Below are 23,096 nucleotides of genomic sequence, written 5' to 3' on the forward strand. Positions count from 1 at the left end.
TTAGCCGTTGGTTCGCCGTGACGGAGTTTTTGCAGCCCCGCACAGCCCTTCTGCGCGAAGCGCCGTGCAGTCGGAGTGATAATCCGTAGAAAACTCCGTTGAATATGCACAGCTAATTTGCGGGTTCCAGGACGAAGAGTTCGTCGAAGTGACATTGAGCCTGACACTGCTCCATACATCTTGCGCATGAGGCCGCTGCACACAGCAGGAATTATATTCGATAGAGCGTTTAATGTCGCCATAGAGATTGACGTCAGGCTGGTCGGAACGCGCCCATTCGTTGATCTTACTTTGCGCGCGTGAGCCGCTGAATGCGGTGACGCATCCCCCAATACGCTCCGCCATCGTCGAGCTCCAACGATGCTCCCAAATCCAGCGGCCACACGCCACGATCGCATTCTTGGCGTCTTTTCTGCACTCATCGGCTTGCGCGCGCCCTTCACAAAAGCCACGCCCTTCAAGTTGGACCACCAGTTCGGCAGGCGGCGCCGATGCGTTGCCAAATTTTATGTGGTCGCCTTTCTTGTTGACCCAGGCGACGGAGGCTGAATAGATGCCTCCTGAACAGCCACGATGTATGTCTGCGTTCGCCTGCGAGGTTGCAACGCCAATTGCGACAACAATGGAGAACGCTTTTGAAAAAATGCTGTGCGGTGTCATAAGCCCCCTGCTTATTTGAAAATCCAAATCATGAGTTGAGAGCAACTCACGGGAATAAAGGCTTCGCCTTGCGCTGACTGCGGGCAAGGAAACCAAGGCCGCCCAGAAACAACAAGGCGGAAGCCGGGATTGGAACCTCCGAAACCGAAGGGTCGATGTAGCTTGTCATCGTTTGCTGCGACTGGAAAAAACTCAGTCGCAGGGACGATCCGGGAGCCAGTATCACACCGAATAAAAACTGCCTGACAGTCTCAAGCGAGGCTTCTGTCGGCGCCCCGGTCCCTGTTGCAGAGACGCTCGCCTGGCAATTGACGCCTTCAAATAGCGCGTTGTAGTTGGCGTCGCCCACGATGCAATTGTTCGCAACGGAAACGCCAGCATCAGCGTCGTCAAGAGTGGGAGAGTCACCAGACGATCCCAGATAGTCGATGGCCACATATCCGCTTGTGATAAAAGAAAGGCTAAACACAGCTTCGGCGAGTGACTGAGAGCCAAAATCGTCCGCTGATGCAGCAAGGCTCATGTCAAAGCCGGTAGCGATCTCAAAAGCATAAGCTGTTGTATCGCTCGTATTCGTCAACACCAGATCTCTGCCAATTTCAAAATCGCTTGACGCGCTTGCTGCGGTCGCAATATCGATAAAATCGAGTGTCGCCGTGCCTGTCAGTGTTCGCTCCAACAACACTGGTCTGCCATCATTGTCAGGCGTTACCGTCGCTTCAACATAGTAAAGGCCGCGCGCGTTATCTCCATCCGGCTGTGTGGTCTCATCAACTTCCGTGGCGATGAATGGCGTCGGCGGATCGGTGAATTGGTTTCCTACCTGAACGTAAGAGCCATCGCTGTGTGTAGCGGCCACATCGTCAACCGCGCTAACTGCTGAGCCGGAGAGCGCCGTTGTAACGCCAATAGGGATAGTGATGTCGTCACGAACGGCGCCATTATTAATCCGCACATTTGCGTCCAATGAAACCGATGCGCCGATAGTCAGCGCCGCCGCATGGGCGGTCGCCGCCACGCCCAAAACGCATTGTGAAGCCGCCATCGCGCAAGGCGCAGCGAGAAACTTGAAAAAACGCAACTTATGGGACATTGAGCCCTTCCCCATACAAACCAAACCGGCGGCAAGGTAGGCGCGCGCAGGGCGCGGGACATGGGAGGGCGCACTTAATTTACGCGATGCCCTCCCCCATTTTTCAGAAAATGCCGCTCAAGTTAACCCACATCCATTGGGTTGGGGCGAAGGCCGAGCGCGCCGCTCTGCGCCAGGGACTGGCCCGTCGAAGCGCAAACCTGGCTCTACCGGGTTTCAAGAAAACCTTCGAGCGAAGTGTAAAGGTCGGCCGCAAGCGCTTGCACCTGTTCGTCGCGATACTTTGAATCTGGCTTGTGCTCATTGATCGTCGCCATGACGCCGGCCTCGCTCATGCGCGTCACGCCGCCCATCGCGCGCTCTCCATATCCGGTATAAATCAACATCATCGACATACCGTCTTGCCTAACCATCAAGTTGACCTTGCCCGGCCCGTCCACGATCTCAATCGCTTCCAATGGAAATCCCTGATATTTCGAAGCCCGCTCGCGAAGATCTTCCGCCGACATCGTCTGCGCATCGAAGCTCATTCTGGGATAGAAATTGAGATGCAGATCAACCGAAGCGCCGCCAGTCATTGCATCCCATGAACACACGCCCCCCGCGAGACCCTCTGCACGGTGCAGCTTGACCTTAGGGTGTAAAGGCAGGCCAAGAACCTCGGTCGCCCGTGCGCGTGTAAGAACATTACAGGGATCAGGCGCATCGGTTAAAAACCCCTTGCCGTTATCCTTATAGGCTTCTGCAACAACGGAAGGCGTTACCGTTTCTGAAGCAGTCTCTGCGGCAGTTTCACCTTTGCCGCCGCAGGCGCTAACTATTAACGACAGGCCTATTGCGACAATAAATTTCACATCAGTCATACATATATCCAGTCGAGTTCAAGGGCTAATTCTGCGGCTTTGCCAGCCAGGTTTATTTGTCACTCGCACTTATTGTGCGTTTACATCCGCCTGAAGCGCTTGCGCCAATTCTGGTGATGGTTCGCCGATAACCGCCAAACCCCTATCAGCCTGATATGTTGAGATCGCCGTTCGGGTCGCATCGGTCATTTGCCCCGTCGCCGAACCGGGCGCATAGCCGAGCTTTGCAAGATTCAACTGAATCGCCTGAATGACGGCGGTGTTGTTTTCTCCCGTCGGGAGCTTGCCAGCGCCGCCCCCGAAGAATGCATAAAACGCGCCGTCATCGCCAAGATCAGGATTGATCTCGATCTTGCTGGTGACGATCTCCATCGTGACAGCGCCCGATTCCGTCATATTGCGCAGCTGTTCGATTTGCGGACCTACCATATTCTCCATCATCGCGCGCTGGCTCGCAGGCATGCTCGCGAGTTTTTTGTCCAGTTCTTCAAGTTGCTTTTGCGCCTTGGCGAGCTCCTTTTTCTGTTTTTCATCCATGACGCCGCCGACTTTGACGATTTCCATGTAAGGCTCATACATGACAGACGACCCAACCCGGCGATAATCCCGGTTCTCACGCTCTATAAAGATTTCGCGGATCTCGCCATCCTGCTTTATCACCCCCTCCATGCGCATTTTACGGCGCTTGTGAAATTTGGGATCAAGCCAGACATCGAGGCGTTCGATCATGACTTCCGATCCGTCATCAGCGGTCTGCTTGAAAGACAAGCCATCGATAGAAATACGGTCGGTCTGATACCCCTCGATGGTTTCGCGCCCCAGCACTTTCACATCTTTGTTGAACTGTTCGATGGCCCGGTTCCGGACGTCTTTATAAGAATCACCCGGCTCGCGCATGCCGGCGGCGGCGACGGCGAGCACGCATGACGGCGACAACATCATCGCCGACGGATCGATCTTGTATGTCGCTACGCCGGTTTCCTCGTTTACTTCAGGCACGATCCCGACCGACTGCTGCGTGATGCGATCGTTGAATTTGTCGCCTTGCCCTCGCGCTTTCTCGTTGACCCGCGCCTGGTCAACAGCATCGAGATAGGCGGCGCATTTTTGATCGAACCCTCCGCCATAACCGGTTCCAAACCAGGCGAAGCTGCTTTTCTTAGACAGACTGCCGCTATATTTGGAATCCGCTATGCTGGCGCGCAAACTTTCGCCGAGCAGGACCATGCCTTTCGACATCCCGTCAAGGGCGGCGGCGACCTCGTCAGGCGCCGTTCCCGCCGCTTCCATTTTCAGTCTCTCCACCTCTTCAGGCGAAAGCGGCACCATTTCAGTATAGGTTTTGCCGTCAGGCGTCTGGAGATCAACAGCCGCAAGATATACTTTCGGGGACGCGCCCTGAGGAAGCTGTCCAAGATGCTTGAAGAGCTTTGTCTGCTCCATGATCCGCACGCCACTGCGCTGGGTGCGCTCCGATTCAACCAGCATTTCCTGATAAAGGCGAGCGGCGACGCTATCGCCGGAGAAAGGTTTATCAGCTTCTCCGGATTTGGCTAAAGCGTCTTCTACAACCTTATCATTCCAGTCTTCAGCGAATGCGCCTGACGTCAGCCCTAGAAGAGCGGCGCCCGTCAGCATTGCTGTGATGTCTTTTATCTTCACGTCATATTCTCCTTGAAACGGGACGCTTGAAGCAGAACCAAGCCGTCAATCGTCGCGCGCATGCCGCATGCTAACGCCCAGATGTTCAAAGCGGACGTCTCAATTTTCGTTGATGGAAACATTCCTGCGCTTATCGGATGCCGACTTCGCGACAAATAAGCTTTAGTCCTGTAATTGCAGCGCGATTTTCCCCGACGACATCCCTGGCGATCACGGTCAGGCCTGAAGCGCGCATTCCAGCGGGACAGCTTTTCGTATCATCCCAGTCAGCGCAATTCGCCAGTTCTTCGGTGTCGCGGATCGGCGCGGACAGAGCGTCACTATCAGCAGGGTTGATGTGAAGGCCTCTTATGGACAGGCCTTTCATGCGGCCATTGCCGGAGTTGTTGTTGCAGACCCGCACACTCATCAGAGGGTTAGCGGCATTCACGGAAACCGTTCTTGACGAATTCGAAAAGACGCCGGGGCCGGCTCCGGAACATCCAAAATCAGCAACCGCCTTAACGGCGTCAGATGGAATGGATACATACATAGTAGAGATTTTGCTGCCGGAAATTTCTATCTTGCAGGGGCGGTTGGAATTTTCATCCCATCTAATCTTATTGATAAAGACGCCCTGTCCGACCAGATCGATGGTTTTTTCTATGTCGCCGGTTTTTCCGCTCCTGCCTGACCAGTGCAACGTGCCGACGGGAACAAAATAACCGTCTTTGGGCTGATTTGATTGTTCAGCTTCGGCTTCTGCCGTGGACGCGCTTTCCGTTTTCTCATCCTGCGGCTGTTTTGAGAGGTCTATCGGCCCGCCTTTAATGCCGCTCGTCTCAGCGCCAGTCATGTCGCTAACGCCAGCAAAGCCGCCAGCAGCGTCACCCCCGTCGCTCTCCTCTGCTGGGGGGAGCTCTGTCGAAATCGCCGGCCCGTCATCTGGAAGCTTGGCGATTTCAGGATAAGCCGGGCGCGTCGTTTCAACACTTTCATCGCCTTCATTTTCCGGCAATGTTTCCGGCAGCGTCGCATCAGGCAACGGCCTTGTCACATCCTGAGGAATCTCGGCGACAACAGTTGGCGAGTTTTTCTCTGTCTCGCCGATTTCCGCTTCCGGCGCTTGCGCCACTGCGGACGGCCCCGCATTGCGGATGGCGGCGATCTGCGCAGCGCTGAGCGCGCTATCATAAAGCCGAACATCGTCAAGCGCGATGTGCTTCACCTCTCTTCCAGCGCTGTTGAAGTCATCGGCTGCAATAAAGATGCGATGTTTCGCTTCATCTTCTCCCGGCGCTTTTACAGCCAGAGAATTAGGCTTTCGGATGTCGAGCCCTGTCGCCTCAAAAGCCTCATTATTCTGATAAAGGCGAATAGTTCCCGCCATATTGTCAACCGCGCCGGCGATGAAAACCCATTCGCCAACAGAAAATGATTTATCATGCGTGGCTTCCTTGAAACTGCGCATATTGACCTTGCGCTGGCCGGTCACGCGAAAGAGGAGGCCGTTGCCCGGTCCGAGCGAGAGCAGTTCCCGCTCATAGGGGCTGTCCTGGTCAAGCTTAATCCACATGGTAACAGTGGCCTGCGGTCGCTCTCCCTGATTGAAATAATATGGGATCGCGACAGCGCCGCCCTTGCCGAAGGAAAGCGCCTGGCCAGCTTTGCCATCTATATATTTCGGCTGATCCGCGCCGGATGGGACAATCAGCTCCGCCGCGCCGGCGCTGCCGCTATTTGCCGTCGAGCCGTCAAACTGCAGGTGAACCAATGGCGATTGCGCCACAGCAGGCGCATATGTGAAAACCAGAGCCGCTGCGGTGTATAATCCAAGTTTGTTCATGCGCTTCACTTCTCATGACAATAGCTGATGGGAAGCCGTGAGAGGGGACCACCTCCGGACGGCTTATTTTTGGAATTGACGAATTCGTACAGCGAAAGACCCGTCGCTTATTTCAAACCGCCGCGGCATTTCCGTTTCGGTCGCCGCGTTGCCTAGATCCGGCAGCTCGACAACGGCGGAGAAACCCCCGCCAAGGTCTAGATACTCGCCATCAGGGATATAACGATTAAGCATTACAGCCCCCTCGCCGCCATGTTCGGAGGTCCATGTCTTTGTATATCCATCTGCAAAGTAGGTGAATTCATTGCTAATAACGCGCGGAGCGTCGTTTTCGTATTTTATGATCAGCGCGATCATCACATCGCCTTTGCCGGTCGGCCGCGCCTTCTTTTCCGGTAGCCCGAACAGCGTCACTTGCACCGTGTCTTTCAATGACATCGGCCGCCAGAAACTGCCACTCTGCCTGTCGCCGTCACGCACGATATGTGTGACGTACCATTTGCGCCTTTCTCCATTGACCGCCGCATAGAGTTCGCCATCAACGGCAACGCCATCAACAACGCTTGACCCGATGTCTTTTGAAACTTCGGACTTCGAAGGCGATACCGTATCCACCTCGCCATTGCCGCAACCTGCGTTAAGCAACGCGAAAGCGACTACACTGGCCCAGAAAGAATGGCGCGCCCTCCAGTTCATTTTGTTTGAACAATCGGCAAAAAATCTACACACGTCGCAGCCCCCCAACACTTGCCAGTGTAGTTGCCCAGATTACGGTCGGTCTAACCTGCAGGCATATCCGTGCACTCACCTATTTTTGGAGTTTCAGCCTTGCAAGGCCGTAATCCATGCCAACCACAAACCTCAAACCATAAGCAAAAGCAGCGTCTTACTGAGAACGACATCGAGGCGTTCTTCATCTCAAGGTTTTTCGGCCGTTCGCTTACCAGGCCTTCATCCCCTGCTCATCCTATCGCTTGCGGCAAACTGGTGCAGCCAACTCACTATCTCAACGCGGCGTCGTTCAATCGTTGGCGCCGTTAAGACGACGGCGAAACCGTCACTGGAAGCGATTCGATCGCATGTAACGTATTGTTGGCTCGGCGACGAACCGGGCCTGCAGCGGTGATTGTCTCGCATCTGTCGACGAGCGCCGTCAGGATCAGCTGGCTCTCAAGCCGCGCAATCATTTGCCCCAGACATTGATGGATCCCGGCGCCAAAACCGACATGCCCGCTGGTGGGCCGGGAAATATCGAATATGTCAGGGCGATCCCATTTCCGGGGATCACGGTTCGCGGCTCCCAGAAATAAAAGAACCTTTGATTGTTCCGGGATAAGCGCGCCGCCGATCGTCACGTCGCGCGATGTCGTGCGGAAAAACGTCTGGACCGTCGAATCCCACCTCAGGCTTTCCTCAACCGCCCTGCGCACAAGACGAGGGTTGTCGCGCAGTCGCTTCCATTGCTCCGGAAACTGGGTCAGCGCATAGATGGTCGTTGCAATCCCGTTCACGGTTGTATCGACGCCGGCGGAGAGAAGAGATCGAACAAGCCGTTCGGCCTCTTCTTGCGAACATGCCCCCTTATCTGCGGCTTCATAGACCGCCATGCCCCAGCCGCCCATGCTCAAATTTTCGCGCTTGCAGGCATTGGCGACCCATGCGGCGGCATCGCGCGCCGCGGCGAGGCTCTCCTCCAGAATTTCGTTTTGCGGGCCGAATGCGTTGAATACCGTCGCCGCATAAACAAGCAGGTTGTCCCTGCCCTCCTCCATCAGGCCAACCGCGTCAGGAAAAACCAACATCGGAAAGACTTCGGAAAGGTCCGAGACCGCATTGAATTCGCCCTGCTTGACGAGTTCGTCGGCAAGGCTTTCCGCTCGCGATCGCCAAACAGGTTCGAGCGTTTTCAAAGACGCAGGAGAGACAACCGATTGCATGATCGCCCGCGTCCGCTCGTGCAGCGGAGGGTCGGCCTCCAGCAGTAAAGACGGCGGACGCCAGGGTTTCTCCTTGGCGAAGTCGGCAAGGCCGACGCCGCGGCCGGAGAGGAAAGTTTCGTGGTCAAGAAGAGCCGACCTGACTTCCTCAAACCTCGCCATTGCGTAGATTTCATATTGCGTGAGCCAGACAACCGGCCCCGGATCGCGCAGTCCTTCATGATGGCTGTAGGGATCGAGAAGAAACTCCCTCGCGAAGGGATCAATGTCGACCTGAGGCGCGCTCCCGCGCGTTGTTTCAATATTCATCATGGAACGCTCCTCGATGGAAAAATTTTAATTCCATCATTCCGGCTTCGCGGGCGGTCGCGGCATATCCTCCGGATTTCGTTTCAGTCCGAAGTGATCGGCCATCTCGCTTCCAACAAAACCATGAGAATAGGAAAGCGCATCAACAGGAAGCATCGTCGCATTCCAAGCATCATATTCACGCGTAAGGCGTTCGAATATGTCCGGATTGCGCTCCTTCAGATTCGCCCGTTCCAGGGGGTCGTCAACGACGTTGAACAAAAACCTGTTGTCAAGAATTTTCAGATATTTCCAGCGCCCGGAGCGGCATGCTTCCTGACTGAGATTCTTGTAGCGCCAAAACAGAGTTCGTTCCTGCAAGCGCTGCTCGCCGGCAAGCGCGAAGATGTCGAGGCCGTCCGCTGGATAATCAGGATGCATTTGTGCGCCGCATGCATGCAGAAGCGTCGGCGCCCAGTCCATTGAGATGACCATGTCATTGCTGACGGCGCCAGCTTTCAGTCTTTGCGGCCATCTGACAATGGAAGGCACCCTGACGCCGCCTTCAAGAAGGTGCGTTTTTTTGCCGGAAAATGGCCATGTGTCGGAAAATCGCTCGCCGCCATTGTCGCTCGTGAAAACCACAATGGTTTTGTCTTCCAGGCCGGCGTCGCTCAACGCTTTCAGGACCCGCCCAACCTGAAAGTCCATTCTCTTGACGATGGCGCCATAGGTTTCAAGGTCGCCGCCGTCCCAATGGAGCAGCGCCGCCGGATTGCCGGTTTCCGCCAGGCGCCGGGATTCAGCTTCATCGTCGGGACCAGTCCAAGGCCAGTGCGGCGCGCTGAAATGCAGACTCAGAAAAAATGGGCGATCAGATTTCGCAAAACCCGAAATCATCTCTGCGGCGCGTTGACCAAGAAGATCGGTCAGATATCCGTCTTCTTCTATACGCGTTTCACCGTCCCACAGATCGGGCGCCATGACGCCCATATGAGTGAAATAGTCGATAGCGCCGCTGCGATAACCCCAGAAGTGATCATAGCCGCTCTTGAGCGGACCAAATGTCGGCAGCGCGCCAAGATGCCACTTGCCTACAAGCGCTGTGTGATATCCGTGATCCCGCAAGAGTGAAGGCAAGGTTGGATGCGATGGCGGCAACCCCACATCACGCAATGCGATGGGTTCTTCTAGGCCTACAGGCAGGCGATACTGGTAGCGTCCTGTGATTAGCGCCGTGCGGGTGGCGGAACAGACAGCGGAATTTGCATAAGCTTGCAAATGCCGCATCCCGTCACGAGCAAGAGAGTCGATATTGGGCGTTTCATATTCCCGTCGCCCGTAGCAGGAGAGGTCCGCATAACCAAGATCGTCCGCCATAATGAAAACGATATTCGGGCGCGCCTCCACGGCCGCACTCCCTGCGCATGCGCCCGCCACCCCTGCGCCTGCGGCGAGGACAGCGCGTCGGGAAAGCTGCGTTTTCGCCGAAATGCGAGAAGAACACATATCGATTTTCTTTCGAAGTTCAGGGGTCATGTCGGATCAGAAAGCCCGAATGCATCAGGCCGGCGCGCCACTCGAACGCAACCGGCCTGAAATCCTCACGAAATCATGTCGCACGCGATATCCGTGCGGGGGAATTCGCGAACGTAACGCAGAAACGTCATCAGCATCCGGTCTGTTTCCGTCAACGTATCCTGCCGGAAGCGTATACTGCGCATTACCATGTCATCTTCTTCGAAAAGCTGGCGGCCGAAGGCGAGACCTTGCTGGATGATGGCTTTCACCATTTCATCCTCGCCCGGCGCGCCTGTGCTTTTTGCCGTCGCCGCCATCATCGTGTGCAATGTGCGGTTCCCCGGCAGCGGTTTGCCTGCCGACATATTATAAAGATGCCGCCCCATCATGTTGCCTTCGAACACCAGACAGTTCGTGCCGAAAATGTTCACCGTCTGCGTCATTGGCGGCATGCCCGGCATGGTCATTTCTTGCGTGTAGCGCATGCGGCCGGGCCAGCGTTCGACATTTTGAGGGTCAACCTCCAACTCAATTTTGTGAACCGCCCGGAGATGCTGAATGTCTGAGGAGTTCGAATACGGGATGAAGTGATCCACATTCGTCATGTGGTTGAACTCGACTTCGAAATCCGCATCTTCTTCCATCATATCGGGATGCGGCGCTTCATAGAACGGCTCCAGCCCGTTGAAGGCCCAGACGACACCCCAGCTTTCCTCGGTTGGAAATTTGAAAAGTCTCGCCTGTTCCGGCGGCTTGTCGCCGGTCATGGTTTCGACGCACTGGCCGGACGCATCATATCCCCATTTGTGGAACGGGCAGACAACCTTCCCGCCGACAACATCTGCATCTGACAGATCCGCGCCGAGATGACGGCAATAGGCGCTCAGGACTTGCGCTTTTCCGTCAGCGTCGCGAATGACAATCACGCGCCCGTTCAAAAATTCGGTTCCAAAAACTTCACCTTCACGCACATCGCGAGAGAGAGCGATCGGATACCAGTTTTGATCATAACCGCCGGCTTCACCCTGCCTCGGCATCGGCTTGCCGCGCGTAAACGCGTCTTTGTTGAGTTGTTCCTGGCTCATGACGCCGTCCCCCCTTTTTCGCTTTCCTGGCCCACCGCAAAAACGGCGATTGCATGATCTTGCGCGTAATGTCCGCCCGCGACGCCGATCGCGCCGATGGTCGCATCGCCATCCTTGATCGGGACGCCGCCAGCAAGCGCCATCACCTCGGAATCGCCTGTAAAGGCGGCGAGGATCAAAGGATCCTTCGACGCCAGATCGGCCATCGCTTGTGTCGGATATCCGAAATTCGCCGATGTTCCGGCTTTCCGAAACGCAACGCCGATATTCATGAAGCCGACGCCATCCATGCGCGCCGACGCGACCATGCGGCCGGCGGCGTCCACAACGACGGCGGCCACCGGCACATTCTGGCTGGTCGCCGCCGATAAGGCGCGGGTAAGCGCCGATTGAGCCCGTTCCAGTGTTATTGTCATAAGGTTCGTTCCTCCTGTCAGACAATCTGGGGCGAAAACCCGGCCGGAGCACATATTGGAATTGCTCATTTTATTATCCAAGTGTATCGCCTCAGAATGGAACTCGAACGGCTTTTAACCATGGCGCGGTTTCGCGCGACCTCCTTCGGCGTCGTCAATGCGGGAGCGCCTTGGGGCGTTGAAGCGCCCGATATCGACTACGCCGTCATCTACAGCGTCATAAGCGGACCGATCTGGTTTGAAGGGGGCGGACTTTCAGACACCCTGAATGCCGGCGATGTTGTGTTTCTGCCCCATGGCAATCGACATCGGCTTGCTTCCGGTCCGGGCGTCGTCGCAATGGATCCGCTCATGGAGTTGCTCCGCCGCAAGCCGGGAAACTATATTTTCAACCATGGTAGTGAGGATGCGCCTATTCAGTTCATTGCAGGCGGTTCAATCTGGGATGCAGCAGCAAAGACTACAGTCGCGCGTTTTCTTCCCGAAGCGCTTATTCTGCGTAAGGATGAAGTTCATCGGACAGCGCATATCGCAGGGATAAATAAAATGGTTGTAAAAGAAGGCGTTTCGCCAAGACCGCAATCCGGACATGTGGTCAACGGACTGTTCAACCTTATGCTGACGGAAATATTGTCCGCTGTTTTATCGACCCCCAAAATAGCATCCAGTGTTGAAAGCCAGTCCGCTTCCGGAAAGATTACGCGGGCTCTATTGCTTATTCATAACTCTGCGTTATCCGACTGGACGGGCTCCTTACTGGCGCAGCGGGTTGGACTTTCGCGGTCGGTTTTTTCCAGAAAATTTGCACAGGAAACTGGTTGCCCCCCTGGCGCCTACATCAAACAACTTCGATTACAGCGCGCCGCAGATCTGTTGCGCCATTCGCATGTCAGCATCGCTGACGCGGCGGAGCATGCGGGATATGCGTCGCTCCCTTCATTCTGCCAGGCCTTCAAGGCGAACTTTGGCGAAACGCCACATGTTTGGCGTCAAGCGAAAGCGTGACGCCCTCCCCCTAAATCGAATTTGTCACTTGCCAAATCGCCAAAAATGCAGAAATATTGTCTGACATTATTTAGAGGCTAGGTCTAACTAGCTCAAAATCAAGAGTTTTTCTGGGAGGGATCTGGAAATGATGCGTACAAAAACGGCGACTGCGCTCGCCATGGTTGCAGGATTCACAGCGGCGTCCCCGGCGATCGCGGTCCAGACCGGCGGTCTCGACGAAATCGTGGTAACCGCGCGCAAGAAAGAAGAAAGCCTGCAAAATGTTCCCGTCGCGATCACCGCGATCGGCGGCGCCGAGCTTGAACGGCGCAACATGTTCGACATGGTTGATCTTGGGGATTTCATTCCCAACGCAAAATTCGAGGCGGGCACTACGGATGTCGGCGGCGCCGCCAACGCCACCTTCTTTCTCCGCGGCGTCGGACAACTCGATTACGCGCCGACGACCGATCCCGGCGTCGGCCTTTATGTCGACGGCGTTTTCTTCGGACGCGTTCAGGGCGCCGTCATGGAGCTTGCCGACATCGACAGGGTGGAAGTCCTGAAAGGGCCGCAAGGAACGCTGTTTGGCAAGAACACGATGGGGGGCGCGATAAATGTCACGACAAAGCGTCCTGATGCAGAATTTGGCGGCTTTGGAACCCTCACCGTTGGTGAAGACGAACGCATTAACTTTGACGGCAGCGTCAACATCCCTCTCAGCGAGAACTTTCTCAGCCGGTTTTCAATCTCCACACGTAATCAGGAAGGCTTCGTGCGCTTGCCATACGCCGGAGACGAAAAAATCGGCGACGAAGGAACGATCGTCGCGCGGGGCACATTCCTTTACACCCCCTCTGATGCGACGGACATCCTGCTGGCCCTCGACTACACAAACATTGACGCCGACGCCAACACCGGCGTCCCGGTCTTTAACCAGCCGGCGAATCTCGCGCTTTTGTGGAACAATTTGGTCGGCATTCCCAATATGACGCCACTCAGCGGCGCTTTTGAAACACAGGACCTGCGCCTTAGTTTCGGAACAGGCTCATATGCTGTAAATTACAAGGGCGGCGGCGCCTCCCTGAAGATAGACCATGATCTCGGCGCAACGCAGATCCGGTCCATTTCGGCCTATCGGCAATTTTCGTCGCGCAACCAGCGGGACAATGACAGCTCTCCCGTCGATTTTGGACAGCTCGATTATCGGGACGAGCAATGGCAGGTTAGCCAGGAACTCAATATCTTTGGCAATCTCTTCTCTGAAAAACTGCGTTATACCGCAGGTCTGTATTTCTTCCATGAAGAAGCCGACAGTCTTTGGACCGTCGATCTGGCGCCCGGTCTTTATCAGGCTTTGGAAATGCTGCCTGGGCCTTTTATTCCGGCGACGCCCATAAGCACATGTCCGCCCATGGGGCCCATGGATATCTGCGCTGGCGGCGCAGGGAACCCGATCAATTTCGGTTTTGATATCGCGGGCGTTCTTAATCCGCGCGTCGACGCTAGTTCATATGCGGCTTTCGCCGAGCTTGAATTGGACTTGACGGACAAACTCACCTTGGTCGCCGGCGGGCGCCTGACATATGACAAAAAAGATTACGCCTACAGTCAGACTGCGCTTTTCACTGGCTTTCCGACCGTGCCGGAAACCACCATTGAAACGGACTGGACGGACATCTCGCCACGTTTCACGCTGAGCTATCGGGCGACCGACTCCGTATTGTTCTACGGCACCGTATCAAGCGGATACAAAGCCGGCGGCTTCAATGCACGGCCCGTCAATCCGGTCGTCGCCCAGCGGCCGTTCGATCCTGAAAAGATATGGTCCTATGAAATCGGATCGAAGGCGGACCTTGCTGATGGACGGCTCCGCCTGAATACGGCTGCATTTTTCTATGATTATTCCGACATGCAGCTTCAGGCCAATGATGTTGTCGGCGCACAGACAGTTCAGGTCATCGACAATGTCGGCAGCGCTGAAATCTGGGGCTTCGAGATCGACGCCACCGCGATCGTAACCGAAAACTTCCGACTCTACGGTTCTGTCGGATATCTCAACGCCGAATACAAGGAAACACAGCAAGCGATTACCGGCATCACCCTTGACACCAAACTGCCGAAAACTCCGGAATGGTCAACAACAGCTTCGGCTGAATACATTCTTCCCACCGAGATCGGCGAATTCCTGGCGCGCATCGATTATTCATGGGTCGATGAAAGCTTCGCCGACGTTCGGAACACGCAGTCGCTTCGCCAGCGCGCGCACAGCCTATTGAATGCGCGCCTTGGCTGGACCTCCGAAAGCGGCCAGTTCGGATTCGCCATTTACGGCAAGAACCTCACGGATGAAGCCTTCGTCGCGAATGGGTTTGATGTTTCAGCAGCGACAGGCCTTGTCATCGCCATTCCGAATGAACCCAGGGAAATCGGCGCCCAGATGACAGTGCGTTTCTAACCTGCTTTTACAACCAGAACGTAAGGAGGCGGGCCAAAAGCCCGCCTTTTTGCTGTCTATCGTCCTTGAACGTGTAATTATGTCTCTTCGAGCGCCGTTGCGCCATTCCGCAAGCCCATGGTAACTCTCGGCGGAGATAAAAATGCGCGATGATTTTGCGGAGGGCGCTTGCCGAAAGCTGATGAATTGGGGATCAGCCCCACTGAACAAACGTCTTCGGTGGAACGCGCCGCCGCCTGGCTGCGTGATAAAATCTATGATGGCGATTTCACCCCCGGGCAACGGCTGATTGAGGCCGAGCTTACAGAAACAATCAGTGTAGGGCGCAGCACCATAAGAGAGGCGATTCGCCGGCTTACTGCTGAAGGCCTTATTGAGACGCGCCACCATTATGGCGCGCGCGTTCGCAGATTCACGCGAAGCGACGTTTCTTCCATCTATCAGGTGCGTCAGGTGATCGAGGGGCTGGCCGTCCGCCTCACGACCCATCAACTCACCGACGATGGAAAGGCGACCCTGCAAAAGCTGAGCGAAGAGTTGAGCGCGGCGAAAACCAAAGGCGACATAAAGCGCTATATCGAACTCAACGGCGACCTTCACGATTTTTTCGTCGAGGCGAGCGGAAACCCCTTCATCTCGGAGATTGCGGCCCGGTTGAACACGCGCATTCTACGCCTCCAGTTCAAACAGGTTTTCGATCTCGACAATATCGCGATCTCTCACGCCGACCACCGCGCGATCCTGAACGCCGTTCTGAGCGGCGACGCTTATGACGCCGAGTTGTTGATGCGGGCCCATATCGGCCGTTCGCAACAACAGATTGAAAGCTACGACGACAGCTTCTTTCAGTAATCATTTGTATTGACGGCCGAGGCTCAGTGAGGCTAGCCTCGCCTCATGATTGTCAGACAATATTTCCACCCCGCAATCGCGCTCTTCATCACCGCAGCTCTAATCCTCAGCGCGGCGAGTCCAGCGGCGGCGCTAGGCGGCGACAGCATCGCCGACCGGATCGGCGCGGCGCTCGCTGATAATGACGCCGCGGGGCTCTCTGCGCTTCTCGCGCCGGATTTTGTTGATCAGTCTGAAGACTTTCTCGGCGACGGCGGGTTATTGCGGCAGCTGAATGAATTCAACGCCGCAATGCCGGACGCGCAGGTCGAGATCAGCGTATCGAAAGAAAATGACGGCGTTATCGCCATCAACAGAACGATCCATGGCGTGGCCGAAACCGACCTTATGGGCCATACCCCCCCGCCCATGCCGCTGCGTATTGAGGCTATGGACTTCTTCACAATTGAAGACGGCCTTATCGCGTCCCGGCGCGGCCTGATCGATAGAATCGGGATACTGCGACAATTGACGATGCCGTTTCCCGCAAATGCGCCCGCATCGGATGCGCGCGTTCACGAAGTCGCACAGTTCAATCCCGGAGAATTTCCGGAAGGACTGATTGCTGACGGCGACGGCGGCCTGTTGATGACCATGCTGTTTGACAACAAGATACTTTCAGTGAGCCCCGATGGGCGCCTCGACATTTTTGCGCATCTTCCCTTTGCATCGGACCCGGCGACCCAGCAAGGAACGATGTGCATCGCCAAAGACAAAGACGGGGCGATTTACATCACCGTGCAATCGAAAACTCCCGAGAGCCACGGCCTTTGGCGCCTTGATGCAAACGGCGCCGCCCGGGCTGTCGCTGTTCTGCCCCAAGGCGCCATTCCAAACGGACTGGACGTTGATGATAAAGGCCGGGTCTATATCGCTGACTCCAGCGGCGCAATCTGGCAATGGCTTCCCGGCGCATCGGAGGCTGCCGTCTGGGCAAGCGGCGAACTGGTCCGGCGACGCCCCTTCATTGGCAATCTGCCTGGCCCGAATGGACTGAAAGTAAAAAAGAATTTTGTTTATGTCACCGTATCGGACACCGCCTTCTATGTGCGCATTCCGATTCGTAAAGACGGCAGCGCAGGAGACGCCGAACTCATTGCCGCTGGCGCGCCAGGGGATGATTTCACTATTGATGGAGACGGCGCAGCCTATGTGACCACTCACCCCTTCAACTCAGTGCTCAAGGTGACGAAGAAGGGCGTTGAGGAAGTTGTGGCTGACGTCGAAGACGGCGTTATCGGTCCGACAAGCGCAGCTTTCGTTGAAACGCCGAATGGACCGGTGCTTTATGTTGTGACAGACGGAGGCTTATACGCGCCAATTCCTGGCGTTGAAATAATGCCGAAACTCCTTCGCATAGAGATCGACTAACGGATTCGCGCGTCAATCGGCATGCTTTCAAGAACAAGCTTGCCAATTCTCTTGATATGCGCGCGCATAGTTCGCTCGGCTTTTCTCCCCTCTCCCGCCAGGACATGAGAAACGATGATTTGCATCTCGTCATTCGATTCTGCAATGGCGTCTTTTGTGAGCTGACTTTCGTTTTCCCGTTTGGAAATTTGCAGGCTTGGCGCGTTCACAAGCTCGCATATGCGCGCGACGCCGCTCTCCCTGCGCAGCAACTCAATCAGGGAGTGACGGGCTGCGTGATAGACTGAAACGCGGCCCTGCCTGCATGCATGACCAAGCGCTGCTGCGGCGCTTTGCAAGGCGTCCGCATCGATCTCGAATCCTCCGGCGCGTTGCGCGCATAACCGGGCCGCCAACGGATCGATCGCCTCCAGCACCAGATAGATTTCGCGAACTTCACTCCGGTCCAGCTTTCGAACCGCAGCGCCGCGATTGGGGTGCAGCGTGACCAGCCCCTCTCCGGCAAGCCTGACAAGCGCCTCACGGAAGGAGCCGACGCCGCCCCCGGCGAGATCGGCCACTTCCCGCGCCATGAGGCGCTGTCCGGGGGCGAATTTTCCCTCTCGAATGCCTTCGCGAAGAAAATGCGCGGCTTCTTGAACCGAATTGACACCCATATTCGACCTTGTTACTTTCCGTTCAGCAAATATTGTCTGACAATTTACTCGGGGGCCCGAATGCGACTGGTAGACTCACAAGCGGTTGATTGGCAGCCATTTTCACAGCATCGCCCTGGTTCTGCAATCAACAAAAGGCTGCTAAACGGGCGCCCGGACCAGCCTGACAATTTTGAATTGAGCCTCGTGCTCATGGACGGCGACTACACAACGCCGCGCCACCGGCACAATTTCGATCAGCTTCGCTACATGCTCGAAGGAGAATTCGGATATGGCCGAAGCAAGGATGAGATTCAGCAGCAAGGCACGGTTGGGTATTTTCCTGAGGGCGTTTATTATGAACAAAAGGCCATAGGGCGCTCCGTGACGCTGCTTTTTCAGGGCGGCGGGCCAAGCGGCGCAGGGTTTTTGAGCTACAGTCAGCTCGAGGCTGGCTATAAGGCGCTTGGTGAGGAAGGCGTCTTTTCCAATGGCGTCTTCACCTGGCTGGACGATGCTGGCGGCAAACACAACAAAGACGCGTATGAAGCGATCTGGGAACGCATGCGCGGCAGGGATCTGGCGTATCCCAAGCCCCGCTATCGGACGCCCATTGTCGCTGACGTTGATCACTATGACTGGATCGACGCTTGCGATAGCGGTGTAAAAACGCGCCATATTGGCGCCTTTACGGAACGCGCGATTGAATTCGGCTTTTTGAAGCTCGATCAAAAAGCGGTGCATGCCTGTGCGCCAAACGCCCTTTACTACTTTCTGTCCGGGGAAGGTGTGATTGGTCGGAAAGACTATCGCGCCGGCGCCGCAGCGGCCATGGACGGCGATGAAGACGCTGTCATCTGCGCCGCCTCCCCGACGCACCTCATCTACATCCTTTTGCCGACATTCTAATCACACTAGGCGGCCGGCCGCATTGTCGGCCGACGACGAAATCAGGAGGCTACATTGGCAATTGCTCATCGCAGCAACGCACAACGCGAGGGCGCTTCCGCGCATCGCAATGAAGGCATCGCCTTCGAGCATCTTCTTGTCGGAGAGGAAGGAACGAAAGACAATTTTATCCTGACCATCGTCACCACAGAAGACGAATATAAAACGCCCCGCCACCGCCATAACTTCGAACAAATACGCTACGTTTTGAAAGGAGAGATGCAGTACGGCCCCGACCAGATTCAAAAGGAAGGCACCGTCGCCTATTTTTGCGAAGGCATACACTATCAACAAAAGGGCAGCGATGGATCGGAAACGCTTCTACTACAATTCGCCGGGCCAAGCGGTCAGGGCTATATGAGCCAGCGTCAGCTTCGCGCCGGCGCCAAGGAGCTGCAATCTAAAGGATCCTTTCATGACGGCGTTTTTGTCTGGGGCGAGGACCATGAAGGACGGCGCAAACAGGATGGCTATGAAGCTGTCTGGGAATATGTGAACGGCAAACAGGTCGGATACTGCAAACCCCGCTATCTCTCGCCGATCATTATGGATCCGGAAAATTTCAACTATGTCCCCATGCGCGGCCATGACGGCGTCGCTGAAAAAACGCTAGGCCGCTTCAATGAACGCGGCGCCGAAATCCGTATGATCAGACTAAATCCCGGCGCCGAACATCTGCTGAAAACGCCAGAGCGCCCCCTGGTTGTCGCTGTCATGCGCGGAGAAGGCAGCGCCAACGGTGAACTCTACGGCCCCTTGTCGGCGTTGCGCGTCATGCGCGGAGAAGAGACTCGGCTGGCGGCCGAATCTGAAACTGAATTGTTCATTGTTGGTCTTCCCGCCTTCGACGACTGACCTGAAAGATAAAGCGCACGCTGACCAGAACAGGGGTTTAAGATGGAAAATGAAGGCGATGTCCCGTCCCGCGGCAATCCGCATCGGGACGCGGGATCATTTCTTGCGCGCGTTGAAAATATTGTAGGGAAACAACGCCTGCTGACGGACCTCGACACGCGGCGCCTTTACTCCACGGACTTTAGCGAAATCGAGATGCAGACAGCGATCGCCGTGATCCGCCCTCGAAACACGCAGGAAATTTCTGAAATCATCTGCGTGGCCGCAGAAACCGGCGTCGCCATTACCGCGCGCGGCGGCGGCATGTCATACACCCTCGGCTATGTCCCCCGCGATGAGAACACTGCGGTTCTCGATATGACCTCAATGAATGCGATTCGCATTCATGCGGAGGACCGTCTGATTGAGATCGAGCCCGGCGCCACCTGGGCGCAGGTTCACGAGGCCTTGCGCTCTACGGGACTTCGCATCGGGTGTATGGGGACGATGTCAGGCATCGCCGCGACCGTCGGCGGCGGGCTGGGCAATAATGCGACAGGACATGGACGCGGCGACATCACCGACGATCTGATGGGTCTTGAAGCCGTGCTGGGAGACGGCAGCGTCATCCTCACCGGGGCGCTCTCTACTAATCCCGAACGTCCTGTCTTGCGCAGCTACGGTCCGGATCTCACCGGGCTCTTCACACACGACGCCGGCGTCTTCGGCGTCAAGACCAGAGCCGTTTTTCGCCTCCACCCAAAACCCGAAGGCGTCGCCTTCGTCTGTTACGGCTTCGCTGACGCCAGTGACCTTGTGCGCGCGCTTTGCGAGGTGGAAAGGCTTGGCGTCATGGCCAGCAACATGGCCTTCAGCAATTATCATCACCGATTATTCGCAACGATGAAGCCATCCCCGGATGAGGCGAAAGCCGTCGCGCGTTCGGTTATGGAGATGGCGCCGTCAAAATTGCGCGGTCTCTCATCGCTATTTTCCCTCGCCCGGCCTGGCGGGTTTAACTATCTCCTGAAATGGCCGTTTTCCACTTTCGGCGTGATTGACGCCTACGATCAGGCCACCGCGGACAAAATGGCGCGCGCCGCTGGCGCCGTCATGCGCCGGCATGGCGGCGTCAAACTGCCCTCTTCTCTCGGCGTTGCGTTTCGCGCCCAGCCCTACATGCCCATTGAGCGTTTGATGATAGGGGTTGATGGCGAGTGCACCATTCCCACAAATTGCGGTGTTGCGTTATCGCAAAGCGAAGCCCTTCTCAACGCCGTGGAAAATTTCTTCGCTGAAAACGAAGCTGACATGAAGGCCCATGATGTGACATGGACGCGGCTTTTCCTCACCAGTAAGGGCGGATTTGGCATGGAACCTATTCTCTATTGGAACGACCGCCCGAGCGCGCTGCGCATGGCGCAACTTTCATCAGAACGGCGCGCCGAGTTTGAGGCCAAGCCCGAAAATAAAAGCAGCCGTGACTTTGCGCTTGATTTGCGGCGCAGGCTCGTCGAACGCGTGGACACGCTGCATCCCTATCACTTCCAGATCGGAAAATATTACGACTATCATTCGGCGTTGCAGTCAGATGCGGCGTGGCGGGCATTGGTTAAATTCAAAGACACGCTGGATCCTTCAGGATTGCTAAATCCCGGCGGGCTTGGCTTAGGGTAGCCGCGTTGGCGCCGCATGCGGCAGCCATATGCATATACAGCGTACTGCCGTTCTGCGTTTTCAAGCGTGAGGATGGTTGTTCAGTTCACCTGCGGTGACGGCCTCAACAAACTGGCGTCATTTTCTCTGTCGGCCACAAAGAAAATCGAAAATCAAATTATCAATATCAGCTGTTTAAGTGGTGGGCGCGACTGGGATTGAGCCAGTGACCCCTACAGTGTGAAAGTAGATATGATTGTAATTCTTGTAGTTATATCAATATATTACAAAATTCTTATTTCAATTTCGCTAGTTTTTTAGCTCACCCAAGCGAGCCGCGCGCGGTTCCCTAGCCGTCATTTTACTATCTTTAAGCGGCTGCGTTCGAAGGGGTCGGGTCAATGTTGGCGTGGCAATCTTGAGAAGACGGTAACCTGTTCGCGGTCCAGCATCACACGCATGTGGATCTGCGCCGCCCAGTTCGTTGAGATGAACCAAACCCCGCGGTTGACATTCACCTGACGAAACCGTATTCGCAATGAATTGCGCAATTTATTACCAATATGGTGATGGGCATAGTGGTGAAAAATTTTAGAGATGAGCATGCATTGAAAGGGGCGTTTGTGTCCAACAAGCTCCTAAGGCTGGTGGACCTTATCGCGCTCCAAGGTGACGAACTGTTGCGTGATGCGCAGATCACGATTCCTTCACGGGCGGTCGCATGTACATTGTTTATCGGAGACAAGGGTCAGGTGTCTTTAGCAGATATCGCTGAAGCTCTCGACGAACCTCATCAGCTATCGGCTCAACGTGTTGAAAGTCTTATCCAGCTTGGCTTGTTAGAGCGCAGGAATGATCCAAATGATGGTCGCCGTAAAGTCCTGTCACTGACAAAAAAAGGCAAAATTCAATACCGGCTTTTGCTTGTTCGCCTGGAAGAGATCGAACGGGCGTTCACAGATCTGTATGCAGAGATAAATCACGACTTACCGGCGATCCTGGAAAGCGCGATTGATGCGCTACACCGTAATCCTTTGCTGGAACGCATTCGCAAAGGCGCACTGAGCGTCCGTCAACCAAGCCGGAAAAAGAAAGCTACGTAAAATGACTGTCACTGGATCTGGCAAACTTACTGCTTGGGCAACCATTGTAATATTCCTGATCATTTTGACGGCCATCAGCGCCGTTGGGCATTTCGCCATTGTCGAATTGGCCCCGGTCAGCATTTATGTCGGCGCCTTGATGTGGTGCCCGGCGGTCGCGGGTTTTCTTTCGCTCAAGATAACAGGGCGAAAAATCGCATCGCTTCCATGGGGCGGCGGCAACTGGCGCGATAATATCCAGTCCTATCTGGTCCCGGTCGCCTATGTCTCGATGAGCTATGTGATCGCCTGGTCGCTTGGCTTTGGCGGCGCCTTCGACAGCGACACGATTTCGGAATGGTCAGCAGAACTTGGCCTTTCTGATACACCCATTCAGGGGGCTGTGCTTATGGTTGCATTGCTAGCCACCATTCAATTCGCCAAGTCGCTGGGCACGATTGCAGGCGAGGAGATCGGATGGCGCGGCTTCTTCATCTGGGAGCTGAGAAAAGTCCTGCCTTTCGGCGGTGTGGCTCTGTTCAGCGGGATTGTCTGGTCAGTCTGGCATTATCCGATCGTCATCAAATACGGGTTTGGCGATCCGGTTTTCCAGATAGCCTGCTTCACGCTGATGATCACAAGCATGTCGGTCATCATGGCGTATTACACTTTCAGGTCGAACTCGTTGTGGCCCGCCGTCATGTTTCATGGTGCGCATAACATCTATGTCCAGAAAATATACACCCCCCTTACAACGCGTAATGATCAAACGCGTTTCTGGATCGATGAGTACGGATTGATCGTACCTGTCATCGTCACGATCATGGCCATTTGCTACTGGCGGCGCGCGAAAGCGGAGGGGATGTAGACCGCAGGACGCTTAG

The 23,096-nt window shown here is 55.5% G+C and carries 20 protein-coding genes; 9 read left to right on the forward strand and 11 right to left on the reverse strand.

Going from position 1 to position 23,096, the window contains the following annotated elements; genetic code table 11:
• The 10 genes from ACFOOP_RS01785 to ACFOOP_RS01830 all read right to left on the reverse strand — a co-directional run bounded on the left by ACFOOP_RS01785 (position 1) and on the right by ACFOOP_RS01830 (position 11,350).
• Complete coding sequence (locus tag ACFOOP_RS01785) at positions 1–660, reverse strand: hypothetical protein (RefSeq protein ID WP_379879117.1); 660 nt, start codon at positions 658–660, stop codon at positions 1–3.
• A gap of 46 nt (positions 661–706) precedes the next feature.
• The gene (locus tag ACFOOP_RS01790) at positions 707–1,753 is read right to left on the reverse strand and encodes a hypothetical protein (protein ID WP_379879119.1); all 1,047 of its coding nucleotides are present in this window, start codon (positions 1,751–1,753) and stop codon (positions 707–709) included.
• Positions 1,754–1,959: 206 nt separating this feature from the next.
• A complete protein-coding gene (locus ACFOOP_RS01795) occupies positions 1,960–2,616 on the reverse strand; it encodes a DUF3558 domain-containing protein (RefSeq protein WP_379879121.1) in 657 nt (218 codons plus the stop codon).
• A gap of 69 nt (positions 2,617–2,685) precedes the next feature.
• Positions 2,686–4,278 (reverse strand): peptidoglycan-binding domain-containing protein, encoded by a 1,593-nt coding sequence (locus ACFOOP_RS01800; protein WP_379879123.1) that lies wholly within the window; start codon positions 4,276–4,278, stop codon positions 2,686–2,688.
• Between the two features lie 130 nt (positions 4,279–4,408).
• Positions 4,409–6,103, reverse strand: coding sequence for a LamG domain-containing protein (locus ACFOOP_RS01805; RefSeq protein WP_379879124.1), 1,695 nt, complete (start codon positions 6,101–6,103; stop codon positions 4,409–4,411).
• A 63-nt stretch (positions 6,104–6,166) separates the two neighbouring features.
• Positions 6,167–6,832: a hypothetical protein gene (locus tag ACFOOP_RS01810; RefSeq protein WP_379879126.1), complete on the reverse strand. Its 666-nt coding sequence runs from the start codon at positions 6,830–6,832 to the stop codon at positions 6,167–6,169.
• 308 nt (positions 6,833–7,140) lie between these two features.
• Positions 7,141–8,352, reverse strand: coding sequence for a cytochrome P450 (locus ACFOOP_RS01815; protein ID WP_379879128.1), 1,212 nt, complete (start codon positions 8,350–8,352; stop codon positions 7,141–7,143).
• Between the two features lie 33 nt (positions 8,353–8,385).
• Positions 8,386–9,837, reverse strand: a complete 1,452-nt coding sequence (locus tag ACFOOP_RS01820; RefSeq protein WP_379879130.1) for a sulfatase family protein — start codon at positions 9,835–9,837, stop codon at positions 8,386–8,388.
• Between the two features lie 95 nt (positions 9,838–9,932).
• Positions 9,933–10,934, reverse strand: coding sequence for a Rieske 2Fe-2S domain-containing protein (locus ACFOOP_RS01825; RefSeq protein WP_379879132.1), 1,002 nt, complete (start codon positions 10,932–10,934; stop codon positions 9,933–9,935).
• Positions 10,931–11,350, reverse strand: coding sequence for a GlcG/HbpS family heme-binding protein (locus ACFOOP_RS01830; protein ID WP_379879133.1), 420 nt, complete (start codon positions 11,348–11,350; stop codon positions 10,931–10,933). Before ACFOOP_RS01830 ends, ACFOOP_RS01825 begins: the two co-directional genes overlap by 4 nt.
• Before the next feature lie 96 nt (positions 11,351–11,446).
• Here ACFOOP_RS01830 and ACFOOP_RS01835 point away from each other — a divergent pair, with 96 nt between their 5' ends.
• From ACFOOP_RS01835 to ACFOOP_RS01850, 4 genes are all read left to right on the forward strand, one after another.
• Entirely contained in the window at positions 11,447–12,355 is a 909-nt protein-coding gene (locus ACFOOP_RS01835; protein WP_379879135.1) for an AraC family transcriptional regulator, read from the forward strand.
• A gap of 127 nt (positions 12,356–12,482) precedes the next feature.
• Positions 12,483–14,795, forward strand: a complete 2,313-nt coding sequence (locus ACFOOP_RS01840) for a TonB-dependent receptor (protein WP_379879137.1) — start codon at positions 12,483–12,485, stop codon at positions 14,793–14,795.
• A 168-nt stretch (positions 14,796–14,963) separates the two neighbouring features.
• Positions 14,964–15,647 carry a GntR family transcriptional regulator gene (locus ACFOOP_RS01845; RefSeq protein WP_379879139.1) on the forward strand — a complete coding sequence of 228 codons (684 nt, stop codon included), beginning with the start codon at positions 14,964–14,966 and terminating at the stop codon, positions 15,645–15,647.
• A gap of 45 nt (positions 15,648–15,692) precedes the next feature.
• The gene (locus tag ACFOOP_RS01850) at positions 15,693–17,057 is read left to right on the forward strand and encodes an ester cyclase (protein WP_379879141.1); all 1,365 of its coding nucleotides are present in this window, start codon (positions 15,693–15,695) and stop codon (positions 17,055–17,057) included.
• Here the strand turns inward: ACFOOP_RS01850 and ACFOOP_RS01855 are convergent.
• Positions 17,054–17,713 (reverse strand): GntR family transcriptional regulator, encoded by a 660-nt coding sequence (locus tag ACFOOP_RS01855; RefSeq protein ID WP_379879143.1) that lies wholly within the window; start codon positions 17,711–17,713, stop codon positions 17,054–17,056. The two genes, ACFOOP_RS01850 and ACFOOP_RS01855, sit on opposite strands and share 4 nt — an antisense overlap.
• Positions 17,714–17,905: 192 nt before the next feature.
• Here ACFOOP_RS01855 and ACFOOP_RS01860 point away from each other — a divergent pair, with 192 nt between their 5' ends.
• The 5 genes from ACFOOP_RS01860 (at position 17,906) to ACFOOP_RS01880 (ending at position 23,080) form a co-directional block, all read left to right on the forward strand.
• Positions 17,906–18,601 carry a hypothetical protein gene (locus tag ACFOOP_RS01860; RefSeq protein WP_379879144.1) on the forward strand — a complete coding sequence of 232 codons (696 nt, stop codon included), beginning with the start codon at positions 17,906–17,908 and terminating at the stop codon, positions 18,599–18,601.
• A 54-nt stretch (positions 18,602–18,655) separates the two neighbouring features.
• Positions 18,656–19,495, forward strand: a complete 840-nt coding sequence (locus tag ACFOOP_RS01865) for a hypothetical protein (RefSeq protein ID WP_379879146.1) — start codon at positions 18,656–18,658, stop codon at positions 19,493–19,495.
• Positions 19,496–19,537: 42 nt separating this feature from the next.
• Positions 19,538–21,151 carry an FAD-binding oxidoreductase gene (locus ACFOOP_RS01870; protein ID WP_379879147.1) on the forward strand — a complete coding sequence of 538 codons (1,614 nt, stop codon included), beginning with the start codon at positions 19,538–19,540 and terminating at the stop codon, positions 21,149–21,151.
• 602 nt (positions 21,152–21,753) lie between these two features.
• Positions 21,754–22,233 (forward strand): MarR family winged helix-turn-helix transcriptional regulator, encoded by a 480-nt coding sequence (locus ACFOOP_RS01875; RefSeq protein WP_379879149.1) that lies wholly within the window; start codon positions 21,754–21,756, stop codon positions 22,231–22,233.
• 1 nt (position 22,234) lies between these two features.
• Positions 22,235–23,080, forward strand: coding sequence for a CPBP family intramembrane glutamic endopeptidase (locus ACFOOP_RS01880; protein ID WP_379879151.1), 846 nt, complete (start codon positions 22,235–22,237; stop codon positions 23,078–23,080).
• The last annotated feature ends 16 nt before the right edge of the window (positions 23,081–23,096 follow it).

It is taken from the genome of Hyphococcus aureus (assembly GCF_042643165.1).
GTDB lineage: Bacteria > Pseudomonadota > Alphaproteobacteria > Caulobacterales > Parvularculaceae > Hyphococcus > Hyphococcus aureus.

Bases quoted from the DNA above. Each gene is read 5' to 3' on its own strand.
- ACFOOP_RS01815 (WP_379879128.1), bottom strand. From the start codon at position 8,352: ATGATGAATATTGAAACAACGCGCGGGAGCGCGCCTCAGGTCGACATT.
- ACFOOP_RS01880 (WP_379879151.1), top strand. From the start codon at position 22,235: ATGACTGTCACTGGATCTGGCAAACTTACTGCTTGGGCAACCATTGTA.
- ACFOOP_RS01790 (WP_379879119.1), bottom strand. From the start codon at position 1,753: ATGTCCCATAAGTTGCGTTTTTTCAAGTTTCTCGCTGCGCCTTGCGCG.
- ACFOOP_RS01840 (WP_379879137.1), top strand. From the start codon at position 12,483: ATGATGCGTACAAAAACGGCGACTGCGCTCGCCATGGTTGCAGGATTC.
- ACFOOP_RS01785 (WP_379879117.1), bottom strand. From the start codon at position 660: ATGACACCGCACAGCATTTTTTCAAAAGCGTTCTCCATTGTTGTCGCA.
- ACFOOP_RS01835 (WP_379879135.1), top strand. From the start codon at position 11,447: ATGGAACTCGAACGGCTTTTAACCATGGCGCGGTTTCGCGCGACCTCC.
- ACFOOP_RS01850 (WP_379879141.1), top strand. From the start codon at position 15,693: ATGATTGTCAGACAATATTTCCACCCCGCAATCGCGCTCTTCATCACC.
- ACFOOP_RS01870 (WP_379879147.1), top strand. From the start codon at position 19,538: ATGGAAAATGAAGGCGATGTCCCGTCCCGCGGCAATCCGCATCGGGAC.
- ACFOOP_RS01855 (WP_379879143.1), bottom strand. From the start codon at position 17,713: ATGGGTGTCAATTCGGTTCAAGAAGCCGCGCATTTTCTTCGCGAAGGC.
- ACFOOP_RS01830 (WP_379879133.1), bottom strand. From the start codon at position 11,350: ATGACAATAACACTGGAACGGGCTCAATCGGCGCTTACCCGCGCCTTA.
- ACFOOP_RS01820 (WP_379879130.1), bottom strand. From the start codon at position 9,837: ATGTGTTCTTCTCGCATTTCGGCGAAAACGCAGCTTTCCCGACGCGCT.
- ACFOOP_RS01825 (WP_379879132.1), bottom strand. From the start codon at position 10,934: ATGAGCCAGGAACAACTCAACAAAGACGCGTTTACGCGCGGCAAGCCG.
- ACFOOP_RS01805 (WP_379879124.1), bottom strand. From the start codon at position 6,103: ATGAACAAACTTGGATTATACACCGCAGCGGCTCTGGTTTTCACATAT.
- ACFOOP_RS01795 (WP_379879121.1), bottom strand. From the start codon at position 2,616: ATGACTGATGTGAAATTTATTGTCGCAATAGGCCTGTCGTTAATAGTT.
- ACFOOP_RS01860 (WP_379879144.1), top strand. From the start codon at position 17,906: ATGGACGGCGACTACACAACGCCGCGCCACCGGCACAATTTCGATCAG.